Genomic DNA, 13,153 nt, shown 5'->3' with positions numbered 1-13,153 from the left:
AAGAAACGTTAAAAACAATTTCATGAGACAGGACGATAAGAGTGCTGGACGTCAACGCATTTGACAAACTGAGGATTGGACTGGCAACCGCCGAAGATATCCGTAGCTGGAGCCACGGCGAAGTAAAGAAGCCAGAAACCATTAATTACCGTACCCTAAAGCCAGAGAAGGACGGTCTGTTCGGTGAGCAGATCTTCGGTCCAACTCGCGATTGGGAGTGCGCATGCGGCAAGTATAAGCGCGTGCGCTTTAAGGGAATCGTGTGCGAACGATGCGGCGTAGAAGTTACCCGCAGTCGCGTTCGCCGCGAACGCATGGGTCATATTGAGCTTGCAGCTCCGGTAACGCACATTTGGTTCTTCAAGGGTGTGCCAAGCCGTTTGGGCTACTTGCTCGACATTGCACCTAAGGATCTTGAAAAAGTAATCTACTTCGCAGCCTACATGGTTACGAAAGTTGACGAAGAGCAGCGTCACCAAGATCTTCCAGATTTGCAAGACGAATTCGATACAGAAATCGGCAACCTTCGCAAGCGTCGTGATAACGAAATTGAAGCGCGCGCTAAGAAAGTTGAAGAAGACTTGCATGAGCTGGAAGAATCTGGCGAAGGCAAAGGTGCTGCAAGATCTAAGTTGCGCGCTAGTGCAGAACGCGAAATGTCTGCTATTCGTACTCGCTATGACGAGCAAATTCAGCGTTTGAACGCCGTATTTGATCGTTTCAAGGGCTTGCGTGCCGGCGATATGGAAGGCGACGTTGACTTGTGGCGCGAGATGGAAGATCGCTATGGCGATTACTTCGAAGGCTGCATGGGTGCTGAAGCTATTAAGAAGCGTTTGCAAGATTTCGATTTGAAGTCTGCTGCCGAAGAGCTTCGCGCAGAAATTGACAACGGAACCGGTCAGCGCAAGGCTCGCGCTTTGAAGCGACTGAAGGTTGTAAACGCGTTCTTGACTACTGGAAACAAGCCAGAAGCTATGGTTTTGGACGTAATTCCAGTAATCCCACCAGACTTGCGACCAATGGTTCAGCTCGATGGTGGTCGTTTTGCAACTTCCGATTTGAACGATTTGTACCGTCGTGTAATCAACCGTAACAACCGTTTGAAGCGACTTATTGAGCTTGGTGCTCCTGAGATTATGCTTAATAACGAAAAGCGCATGCTTCAGGAAGCAGTCGACTCACTCTTCGACAACGGTCGCCGCGGACGCCCAGTAACCGGCGCATCCAACCGACCATTAAAGTCGCTTTCCGACATGCTTAAAGGTAAGCAAGGCCGATTCCGCCAGAACTTGCTTGGTAAGCGTGTTGATTACTCTGGTCGTTCCGTAATCGTCGTTGGTCCAAGCCTTCGCATGCATCAGTGCGGTTTGCCAAAGCCAATGGCATTGGAGCTTTTCAAGCCGTTCGTTATTAAGCGTTTGGTGGATCAGGGCTTCGCTCAGAATATGAAGAGCGCAAAGCGTTTGGTTGACCGCGGCGACTCCGAAGTTTGGGGCGTTTTGGAAGAAGTTATTTCCGAACATCCTGTGCTTCTTAACCGCGCACCTACACTTCACCGCTTGGGTATTCAGGCATTCGAGCCGATTTTGGTTGAAGGTAAAGCAATCCACCTGCCACCACTTGCTTGTGCAGCATTCAACGCAGACTTCGATGGTGACCAGATGGCAGTGCATCTTCCGCTTTCTGCAGAAGCTCAAGCCGAAGCGCGCACTTTGATGATGGCTTCCGACAATATCTTGAAGCCAGCAGACGGTCACACCGTGACTATGCCTTCTCAGGATATGATTCTGGGTCTTTACTACTTGTCTACCGTAATTGACGGAGCAAAAGGTCAGGGCCGAATCTTCTCCTCGCTTGCTGAAGCTGAAATGGCTCTCGACAAGCATGAGATTGATATGCAAGCTAAGGTGCTGATTCGAGTTCCTGCAGACTTCGTATTGCCAAAGAATTGGGAGCCTGCTGAGCTTAAGGTTGTTGACCCTGAGCCAGGCAGCCCAGACGTTGTGCGCGAAGAGCGTTTTAAGGACGGGACTGTACTGTTTGCAACTTCTTGCGGACGCATTTTGTTCAACGGAACTTTGCCAGTCGACTATCCGTTCGTAAATGAGCAGGTGCCAAAGGGCGTACTTTCTAAGATCGTCGACGATATTGCAACCCGCTATTCTACAGCTCAAGTTGCAGCAACACTCGACGCTTTGAAGGATCTCGGCTTTACTCGCGCTCCTTGGTCTGGCGTAACGATGGCATTCTCTGACATTGTGCTTCCTCCAAATCGCGAGCAAATTGCGCAAGATTACGAGGATCAGGCTGCAAAAATCAACTCTCAATACGATATGGGTCTTCTTACAGACGAAGAGCGTCGTCAAGAGTTGATCAACTTGTGGACTGAATGCACCGACAAGGTTGCAGACGCAATGCGCGAAAACTTCCACGATGACAACAACGTGAACATCATGGTTCAGTCAGGCGCACGTGGTAACTGGATGCAGATTCGTCAGATTGCTGGTATGCGAGGTCTCGTGGCAAACCCTAAGGGCGAGATTATTCCTCGACCTGTTAAGTCAAACTACCGCGATGGTCTTTCCGTGTTGGAGTACTTCATCTCGCAGCACGGCGCTCGTAAGGGCTTGGCAGATACCGCACTTCGTACGGCAGAATCTGGCTACTTGACTCGTCGTCTTGTGGATGTTTCGCAGGAAGTAATCGTGCGTGAAGAAGATTGCGGCACTAAGCGCGGTCTTATGATGAAGATTGCTGATCGCGACGAAAACGGCAATTTGACGCTTGTTAAGGCTGCTGACGGTGGTCCATACTCGCGCTTGCTTGCTGCAGACGTAATTGATCCTGCTGACGGTACGACAGTTTTGGCAAAGTGTGGCGACGCACTTTCTATGGACGTTTTGCGTGATTTGGTTGCTCACGGCGTTGAGGAAGTTAAGGCGCGTTCTGTGCTTACTTGCGAATCCAAGCGCGGCGTTTGCGCAAAGTGCTACGGCTGGTCCTTGGCTACAAGCCGACTCGTGGATGTTGGTGAGGCTGTTGGTATTGTTGCAGCACAGTCCATTGGTGAACCTGGTACGCAGCTTACGCTTCGTTCCTTCCACTCCGGTGGCGTCGCTTCGGCTTCTGATATTACTCAGGGTCTTCCTCGTGTTACGGAGCTTTTCGAGGCTCGTACTCCTAAGGGTGAGGCTCCAATCGCTGAGTTCCCAGGCGTTGTGAAGGTCGAGGATACTGATCACGGCCGTCAGGTGACTTTGACTCCAGACGACACTACGATTGATCCAATCGTTTACCCAGTGACTCGTCGTGCGCCAATGCTTGTAAAAGATGGCGACCATGTTGAGGTTGGTACGCAGCTGATTGAAGGTTCTGTGGATCCTAAGAAGATTCTGCGTATTCTTGGTCCGCGTGCGGCTCAGGTGAACATCGTGGAAGAAGTGCACAACGTGTACCGTTCTCAGGGTGTTGATATTCACGATAAGCACATTGAAGTTATTGTGCACCAGATGCTTCGCCGTATTACGGTGATTGATTCTGGCGATACGGATCTTCTTCCAGGTGAGCTTGTGGATCAAGCAAAGTTCCGCGAGGCAAACTTGGCTGCTGTAAAGAACGGCGGAAAGCCTGCTGCTGGTCGACCAGAGCTTATGGGTATTACCAAGGCTTCTTTGGCTACGGATTCTTGGCTTTCTGCAGCATCGTTCCAGGAGACTACGCGTGTGCTTACTGAGGCCGCCTTGAGCCAGAAGGAAGATGACCTTAAGGGCTTGAAGGAGAATGTGATTATCGGTAAGCTCATCCCAGCTGGTACCGGTTTGGCACGTTACCGCAATGCTAGTGTGGAGCCGGATCCTCAGGTTCGCGACTCTATTTATCCGAACTTTGGTTTGGGCGGTGCAGATAGCACGCCTTCGAACTTCGGTGAGAGCGATATGGGCGATGTTGACTTCTCCAACATTGATTTTGGTGATATGAAGCTCGGCGACGACTTTAATCCAGATGACTTCCTTGACGATCAGGGTGGTCAGAGCGATTATGGCGACGAAGCTGAGTGATTGCGCTAATCTAATATAAAAATGGGGCTTCAAGCTTTCGGGCTTGAAGCTCTTTTTTGTTGCTGGCACAGTTGGCGCTCGCGTGGATTACGCGCTCGCTTACGAAACTCGCGTTGGAAGCCCACTGGACTTCCAACTTAAGCGAGTTTCCGCTCCGAGTTGCCTTCGCGCTAAATGGCAGCGCTCAGGCAGATCGTCAGCGCACGCCAGTCACAACTTAGTTTCTAAAGCGCAACCACGCAACTCTGCCCTGCCTTCGTCAATCGAGACGAAGGTAGACCTCGCTTGCGTTGAAAGCACACTGTGCTTTCAACTCTGAGCAAGCTCGGCGCTCCGAGTTGCTTTCGCGCGCTAAATTGCAGCGCTCAAGCAGGTCGTCAGCGCACGCCAGTCACAACTTAGTTTCTAAAGCGCAACCACGCAACTCTGCCCTGCCTTCGTCAATCGAGACGAAGGCAGACCTCGCTTGCGTTGAAAGCACACTGTGCTTTCAACTCTGAGCAAGCTCGGCGCTCCGAGTTGCTTTCGCGCGCTAAATCGCAGCGCTCAGGCAGGTCGTCGCGCTGCATGAGTGTGATTTTGCCTACCTTCGGACACTGATGCAGAAAAGGGGGTACATATCACTGCGCTAGTAACGACCTACTTGAACACAAACGAGCGCGACGCAATATAATAAAAAATATGACGCTAGTATCAAGTAAGCAGAACGACTTGCAACATACGCAATCGCTTTCGCAGCAATCAAATCCAATCATTCCACGCGTGCTAAGCGTAGCTGGCACAGATCCGACAGGTGGAGCCGGAATACAGGCAGATCTTAAATCAATCATGGCGGCAGGCGGTTACGGCATGTGTATACCAACTAATCTTGTTGCGCAAAACACATGCGAGGTGCGCGAAGTATTCACGCCACCAGTAAGCTTTTTCCGCACACAACTTTCATGCGTGTACGACGACGTTACAGTTGATGCACTAAAAATCGGCATGCTCGGATGCACAGAATACATTGAAGCAATGCGAGACTGGATGCGTGATAATCCGGTTCCTGTAAGCGTTCTAGACCCAGTTATGATATCAACTTCCGGGAAGCGCTTGCTTGAGGCAAGTGCTGAAAATGCGATGCGAAACTTTATAAGCTGCGTTGATGTAGTGACGCCAAACGTGCCGGAATTGGCGGCTTTGTGCGAGTCAAGTGTTGCGGAAAATTTTGAGGAAGCTTGCAACCAGGCGCGCAAGTTGGCTGCAAAAAACAGCGTTGTTGTAATCGTAAAAGGTGGGCACTTAACTGGCGAAGACGTTGGAAATACTGCGGTTTTCCCGGATGGCTACGCAAGTCACGTACCAAGCGAACGAGTTGAAACAAGCACAACTCACGGAACTGGTTGCTCGCTTTCTTCTGCGCTTGCTACGAAAATTGGGCTTGCTTTGCGCGAGGGAAAGAATTTGAGTGATCACGATACTGTACTTCGCGCGCTTGAATGGTCAACGGCGTGGCTTCGTGAGGCGATTGCGGCTGGGAGTGAATTGCATGTTGGGCGCGGCGGCGAGCGCGGGCATGGACCGGTAAACCATTCCGTGCGCATCCTTCAGCAAACTGTGTGAACATCGAAGCTCTGTTCGTAAACAAATGCCGGGAATTTTCCGGCATTTGTTCCCAAAACCAGCCAACGCTCGCGCTTAAGCGAGTTTCCGCTCCGAGTTGCTTTCGCGCGCTACGCTCTAAGCGCGAAAGCAGGTCGTCGCGCACGCGTGCCAGTTTTACTCAGTAATCACGCTTTTAAGCTCGCGCGCAACTTTCCCAGCATCCTCAGCGCACATAAGCGCCGACACTGTGCAAACTCCGTCAAGCTCAAGACCGCGAATAGGGAACACCGTGTTCTCGTGAATTCCGCCAATTGCCAACGTTTTTACGCCCATAGAGTGCGCAACTTTCGCAACTTCGTTTACGCCTTCAACTCCCAGTGGAGGCACGTCGTGCGCTTTCGTATGCGTTTCAAAAGCTGCACCAATGCCAATCACATCCGGCAGTGGAACGTCGTTTTCTTTGCACTCGCGGTAAGCTTTCTCCATCAAATCCGGTCGAGCGCAAGAAAGCCCAACCATCCACTCTGCTGGCATCGCCTTTCGTGCCTCAACAAACGGCGTATCCTTTTGCCCAACGTGCAAGTTGAAACCAAGATGAGCTGCGCAATCAACATGATCGTCAATAAACACAGGCACATCGCCGTGTCCGGAATCAATAAGCGCGTGACGCAACTTCTTCGCCTTGGCCGAAATTTCAGCGTCATTGGAATACTTATCGCGCAATTGCACAACTGTAACTCCGCCTTCAACTGACTCTACTGCAACTTCTTCTTCCGGGCGATTTCCCATGCGCGGATCCGTTACCAAATACAGTGTCCAATCAACAGGCTCCACCGTAAACTCAATATTTGTCAAACTAAACATATCATTTACGCTAAGAGTTGAAAGCGCATCCATCCACAGTGTGCGGAAAGTGCCTGGAGCTGTGGTTTGGCGAGCTGCCCAAGTTCCAGCCGCTGCTGCGTGCACGTGCGCTGCAACAGTTGCTGCGAGCGGACGTTCCGGGTTTGCGCCAACGTATGCTGCAACTAACGCTCCCAAAGCGCAACCTGTTCCAACTACCTTAGTCATAGCTTTGTGGCCACCTGTTACGCGAGCTAAACATCCGTGAGCGTAAATCGCGTCTTTTTCTCCGGAAATTGCCACTACGGATCCGTATTTTTTAGCTAATTCGCGAGCAGCTTGAAGCGCGTCGTTTACGTTATCGTGAGAATCTACGCCTTTTCCGTTGCTTTCTTTGCCTGCAAGTGCCATTATTTCGGAAGCGTTTGCACGAATTACAGTAGGGTGGTGCTTAATAATTTCGTGTACAAAGCGCGCGCGAGGTGCAAGTGCTGGAACGCCGATTCCAACCGGGTCAAGCACCCACGGAGTATCAGCTTTTTCGCATCCTTCAACAGCTGCGCGCATGTATTCGGAAGTTTCTGGCTGATGGAATGTGCCAACGTTTATGAGCACGCCTGTGGCAATTTGCGCAAGTGCATGCGCTTCTTCTGGATCGGTTACCATAATTGGCGATGCTCCTGCAGCGAGCAGTGCGTTGGCTGTAATGTCTTGCACGATTACGTTCGTGATGCAATGGGTGAGTGGCTGCTGTGTGCGCACACGTTCGATGCATTGACGCACGTCGTTAAGGAACATACGTCGGCGTGCGCGTACAGAGAAGCATGTGTCGACTTGCGTTGTTGAGCTTGTGCAGTATTCGTTTGCTTCGTTGCAGGTATTTGTTTTTTCAGTGTTGCATGTTGTCATAATGTTTCCCTTCGCTAGCACTATCTAGATCAGGTTTTACGGATGTAATCTCAGCGCTTGACTTCACAATTTGTTGCAATTGCGCACTCCGAACCATCCTTCGACTATATCTTTTGTTCATGACTTACGCTCTTTTGCGTTAGTGTCTCATTTTGCTTGTTTTGCAGCACTTGCAGGAATCTACAAAAATCGCGCCGCATTTTTGCAACTTCTTCTACATATTTTTGCTTTCAACTGTGTAAACATAAATATAGTAAATAAAAAGTAGATTATAGAAGTTACGAAAGCGAGATAACATGGCAAACGATTCCATGCTAGAACAAAAGACTCCGCTCACAGCGCGCGAATACGCGACACGCACAGCAATACGCGCGATTGCAATCATCGCATCTGTTTATGGCATGGCTGCTTCGTGGGAAGGCTTGATGACCTTCACTTATTTTACGAATCTTTCTAACCTTATGATTTGCGTAGCTCTTGCTGGATCGCTTTTGCTTGATACAGCTGCGTTTATGCGTGCTCGTAATTCTGCATGTTCCGCCGCACAGCAAGATTCCGCCGCACAGCAAGATTCTGCAGCATCTTGCGCATGGTTCGACTCAAAATCCAACGCTTGGTACATTTTCAAATTCATGATGACCATCTCAATTGCTGTCACATTCACTTTGTACCTGTGTTTCTTAGCACCTACCAATAAGCTTGGTTTTGTCGGCGCTTACATGAATAACGGTTGCAGCAGCCTTTGCGTTCACGCAGTTGCGCCGCTTCTTGCAATCGCTGATTTTGTGCTTTTTGATTATCGTTTCCGCTCTACTCGCGCACATTTGTATGTTTCTACTGTTCCGCCTCTTGCTTATGTTGCTTATGCTGCTATGCTTAGTGAGTTTGCTGGTGTTCGTTGGGGTGTTCATGCAATGCGCGCGCCTTATAATTTCCTCAATTATGGCGCTCCTGCCGGCTGGTTCGGCTTTGCACCGCAAACTTTTAATGCCACTACTTTGGGCGTTGGTGTTGCGTATTTGTTAATTGTGTTTACTCTTATTTTTATTGGTGTCGGCAGTGTATTTCTTGCGCTTAAGGATGCTCGCGCTCGTGCAATATTAAAAGAATAGTATTGTTGCGCGCCACTATTGCCTAATTGCTAGAATTAAGCGTATGAGTGAGGATACTGCATTACAAGCATTATTTGACGGTACGTTACGCAATTCTTCTGGCAATGTGACTAATGCGTTGCTTGTGTATGGTGCGCCGAATACTGGTAAAACGCAGTTTGCTGTGCGCGCAGCAATTTCCGGCTATAAGCGTTGGTCGCATAATGTTACTGCGATGGCTGTGCAAAATCGTGTTCTTGCTTCAAAAATTGACAATATTATTATTCGTCAAATTGGTGTGAGTAAGCAGTCTCGTCCAGTTGGCACTTTGGCTTCTTTAGCTTTTAATATCATTTCTGCTTGCTGTAAGTTAAAGAATGAGCCTTCGCCTAAGCTGCTAAATGGTGCTGAGCAGGATTCTTTGCTTCGTAAAGTTTTGCGCGCACACATTGAGCATGTTATGCGTGGAGATAATGGTGATTGCAATATATGCGCGCTTTTTAAGGATTATTTTGAAACGTCTCAATGGGTTATTCCATTAACTTGCGCAGTTTCTAATACTTCCGCCACTTCCGCACCTTCCGCGCCTTCAACAACTCAGGCTGCTCAAGCAGCTTCTTCGTCTCCAGAATTTTTGGCAGATAGTTTCGATATTAACAACGCTTTTATGCATCAATTGCGCGATATGCTCGCTCGTTTAGATGAGCTTGGTATTAGCGATTTTGAAAGCGAAAATTCAGTTCTTTGCGCTCTTAGTGACGAGCAATCTTACGCCAATAATAGTGATATTTTACAAACGTCTGTGCTTATTAAACGTAGATTAACTCAATGGCGTTTGGCGTTTGCTTTGCGAGCTGAATATCGAAAAATAATTGCCGACACTTATAAATCTTCTTTCCGACTTGACGCTTCGCAACTGTTGGTTGAGGGTGCAAAATCTGCGCGCGAATTAGGCGAGCATGGTTTAGTAAACTCTTCTGAAATTCCGGCTCTTCTTGTAGTCGATGATTATCAAGATATTACTTTGGCTGGTTTGAGTTTTATTGAGACTTTGTCGAAGATTGGCACGCGTTTAGTTTTGCTTGCGAATCCGGATGAATCTGTGCAATCGTTTAGAGGAGCGTACCCGGATTATGCAATTTCTGCAGCTTTGGATGAGTTGAATGCTGCTGAACAAACTTTAGAATATACGGGTTTTGCTGATTCTTGCGAAAATTCTTCCGACGATTCTGCTGATTCTTCTAAAAATTATTCTGCAGATCCAACTTTTGCAAATTATACCCAAGCACCTTCGATGCGTGAATTACTCGCTTCGCGCGTTTCTCTTTCGCTTACTTCGCAATATAAAACAGATGTTGCGCTCCCAAATCGCCCTTGGAAAATGCCAAAATTTGTAGGGTCCTTACCGATTGAGCCTATAGAAACCCCACAAAATTCTCATCTAAACTCAGATGACACTGTTTTTACAGCGTTATATCGTTCACAGCGCGAGGAATTAGATGCTGTTATTTGGCAAATGAAGCAATCTCACGTAAATAATAAGCGCAAGTGGAGCGATATGGCGTTAATTGCGCACGACAATTCCACTGTTCGTCTTTTTGGCGAGCAGCTTCGCGCTTCTGGAGTTCCTGTGCGATACTCGTTAGTAACTCGCCCATTAAAAGATGAGCCGTTTGTGCAAGGTTTATTTGCGCTTATTGAACTTGCTCAATTTGCGCAGCACGGTTTTTCTGGAATTGTTGAGCAAGTAAAACATGGTAGAAGTTTGCAAAATTTGGCTTCGTGGGTGCGTTTGCGAGTTCAGAATATTATGGATAGTCCACTTTCCTCGATTACTAAGAGCGATTCTGGATTTTACGGTGATTTAGACGTTGAAATACCTGCGAAGTTATATTCTGTAGATTCGCTTATGCGTTCTCTTTCTTCTCTTTCGGCTGTTTTAATTGAGAAAAATTGTGAAAATAACGAGAGCTTTGAATCTAATGCGCCTTTGCGAAATCTTGTTCATAACTGGGATTTGTTGCAAAATTCGCTTCATAATGCGCAAAGCAAAGCGTACTTTGAATCTCAAATTTTGGTTGATAATAGTCGTATTGATGGCAGTTCAAATGAGCTTATGCCATTGTCTCTTGATGCATGCTATTTGCTTTGTGTAGCAGATGTTGCACGTTTTATAGATGATGATTCTAATGTTCGTAAAGATTCTACAGTGTTGCAAATATTGCAGAATATGGCACCTCGGAATCCGCACGTTGCATCTTTTGTAAAACTGTGGAAAAACGTGCAAATTCTCGCTTCTCGTATGCATAATAATCCTGATTTGAGTAGTGCTCAATACGCTCTTGGTGAGGCTTGGAATATTTGTCATGTTGCTGAGCGTTGGCAGCGTATGTCTTTACAGCATGATTCGGAAGGTTATCGAGCTAACGATCGCTTGGATGCTGCAATGCGTCTTTTTGATTATGTTTCTTCATATGCTTCTTCTGATATCTCGTCAATGAATACGTTTGACGATACTTTTAGACAAGAAAATATTGTAGGTATTGCAGATTTTATAGCTCAAGTTCGTGGCATGGAAATTGAAGCTGATTCTCTTGCTAAAGTAGCGCCTGTTCCAGATGCTGTAACGCTTACTACTCCTGCTGGTTCTGTTGGCAAACATTGGAATCTTGTGTGGATGCCTACTTTGCAACAACGTGTGTGGCCAAATCTTGCTTCTCGTAGCACTATGTTTGGCGCAGAAAGTTTAGCGAATATTATTTTGCATTCTAAGATTTCTGCTTCTAAATTGACTGTGAATGCGTCACTTCTTTCAAATAATGATAAATCTGCAGTTTTTGCCTCGGAACAGCGCAGTTTTTTGTTAGCTATTACGCGCGCAACAGAGCGTTTGTATATAAGCGCGCAATATAGCGATAGTGCTGTGCCAAGCGACTTTCTTTATTATTATTTGCCTGAAAGATACTACAATAATGAAAATTCGCGCACGCCTTTTACGGAATTTACTACACCTTTTGCCGGTTTAGATATGGATGTTCGTGGATTAGTGTGTGCTGCTCGTTCGCAAATTTTGCGTGCTTCTTCTATGAAAGAAGAGTTTGGAAATAGTGTAGGTAATGCAGGTAATGCAGGTAGTGCGAATAGCTCCGATAGTGAGAATAGTAAGTCTAGAAATGCGATTATTGACGCTGCTCAAACGTTGCAATTACTTAAAGAAAATGGAGTATTTTGCGCTGATCCTTTTGAATGGGATTTTATGAGCGATGTCGATGACTATGTTGATGAGAAATCTTCTGTTGGAAAAGATAATGAAAAAGCTAGCTCTGCTAAAAAAACTAACTCTGTTGTAAGCTTGTCTCCTTCAGCTGTAGATAGTTTGTGGGCATGCCCTGTGTGTGGATTGGTCAATCGTCAGCTTTTAGGCCCTCAACCCGGCAGCGCAGCAACGTATTTTGGCACGCTAATTCACGAAACTGCAAGGTGGGCAAGCGAAAATCAGCATTACGATATGCCGGAAACTGAAGTCGATGAAACTGAAGTTGATGAAACTGAAGCGACGAATAATTCAGCCGACTATTCGCCTTACTCTCCGCTTGTGCGCCGCAGTAACGCAATCGCAAATCTTATGGAAAACTATTACTTAAGTATTGCGCCTGAACTTGCAGATATTCGAGATAGTAAGGAGCATTATTCGGCTCTTGCGCGTGAGAAGAATATTAAACGTGCGTTACATGCAATTGCGCAATATTTTGTCACTTCTTACGATCAATCAACATATGCGCTTAACTCAAAAAAGTCAGAAAACGGCATATTAGAATCTCTTACAAAAAGCGAAAAATCTTTAGAAAGCAGCATAGGCAGATTGCAACAAGCGTATTGCGAATTGCAAACAAGCGCGCATTTTGGATTTAATGATATTACTCGCGTATTGAACAATACTTTTAAGAATGCAAATTTGCAAACCGTTACTACGCATGACTGCTACGAATTGATGGGTGCTTTAGTTGGAGGGTGGCCGGATGGCGCAAGTGAAGATATGCAAGTACATATTCACGGTCGAATTGATCGCATGGAAAAGCGCATCAATTCAGATGGTTCTGAGCATATTCGTTTACTGGACTACAAAACAGGAAAACCTTTAACAGCAAGCGGAGTTTTTAACGATTTGCAGCTAGTTTGCTATCAGCTTGCTTTACTTTTTTCTGATGAGAATCCGCTTATTGATGCTTCGAATGCGCCGATTATTTCACGAAGTGTTCTATTTCACGTTGCTAAGAATGATTATCCTGCTCAAGATCATAACGTTGCTGAAAACGTGTATCAGCCGCCGCTTTGCGTAAAAAATACTTTAAATAATAATCCGCTTGAGTTACGAGTTGGATTCAAAAATATGGCAAGATTGTTAGATTGTCCGCAGCTTGACGATATTGCGAAGAATTGTCCAGAAAATGTAAGCGAAAACGCTTGGCAGTCGTTTACATCATTAAATCAAAGCGCAAAATGGTCTCTTACTATGATTTCGCGCGTTTGCTATGCTGCTGCGGCAGCTCGTTCGCATAAGATTATTGCGCACCCAACTTCTGAACACTTGAAGTATTGCAATGGAAAACAAGTATGCCCAGCATGCGCAGGTTGCATAGATACTGTATATGAGGTGCTGTAGTT

5 protein-coding genes and 1 riboswitch are annotated in these 13,153 nt (G+C 46.8%); of the genes, 4 read left to right on the top strand and 1 reads right to left on the bottom strand.

The features are described from left to right. The first annotated feature begins 41 nt into the window (after positions 1-41). Both DOD25_RS04385 and thiD read left to right on the top strand, forming a co-directional pair. A complete protein-coding gene (locus tag DOD25_RS04385) occupies positions 42-4,061 on the top strand; it encodes a DNA-directed RNA polymerase subunit beta' (RefSeq protein ID WP_004118670.1) in 4,020 nt (1,339 codons plus the stop codon). 681 nt (positions 4,062-4,742) lie between these two features. After that, positions 4,743-5,663, top strand: a complete 921-nt coding sequence (thiD, locus tag DOD25_RS04375) for a bifunctional hydroxymethylpyrimidine kinase/phosphomethylpyrimidine kinase (protein ID WP_064340227.1) — start codon at positions 4,743-4,745, stop codon at positions 5,661-5,663. Positions 5,664-5,819: 156 nt separating this feature from the next. On the opposite strand, the gene thiM is transcribed toward thiD, so the two are convergent. Continuing rightward, positions 5,820-7,397, bottom strand: a complete 1,578-nt coding sequence (thiM, locus tag DOD25_RS04370) for a hydroxyethylthiazole kinase (protein WP_004107252.1) — start codon at positions 7,395-7,397, stop codon at positions 5,820-5,822. Then, positions 7,387-7,498, bottom strand: a riboswitch (TPP riboswitch). It overlaps the preceding gene by 11 nt. A 195-nt stretch (positions 7,499-7,693) precedes the next feature. Here thiM and DOD25_RS04365 point away from each other — a divergent pair. Both DOD25_RS04365 and DOD25_RS04360 read left to right on the top strand, forming a co-directional pair. Next, entirely contained in the window at positions 7,694-8,509 is an 816-nt protein-coding gene (locus tag DOD25_RS04365) for a hypothetical protein (protein ID WP_112928796.1), read from the top strand. A 43-nt stretch (positions 8,510-8,552) separates the two neighbouring features. Further along, positions 8,553-13,151, top strand: a complete 4,599-nt coding sequence (locus tag DOD25_RS04360) for a PD-(D/E)XK nuclease family protein (protein ID WP_112928795.1) — start codon at positions 8,553-8,555, stop codon at positions 13,149-13,151. Positions 13,152-13,153: the final 2 nt, after the last annotated feature.

The organism is Gardnerella leopoldii (assembly GCF_003293675.1).
Taxonomy (GTDB): Bacteria; Actinomycetota; Actinomycetes; order Actinomycetales; family Bifidobacteriaceae; genus Bifidobacterium; species Bifidobacterium leopoldii.
The sequence above is the reverse complement of the archived record's forward strand: the minus strand, read 5'-3'. Positions and strand labels throughout refer to the sequence as shown.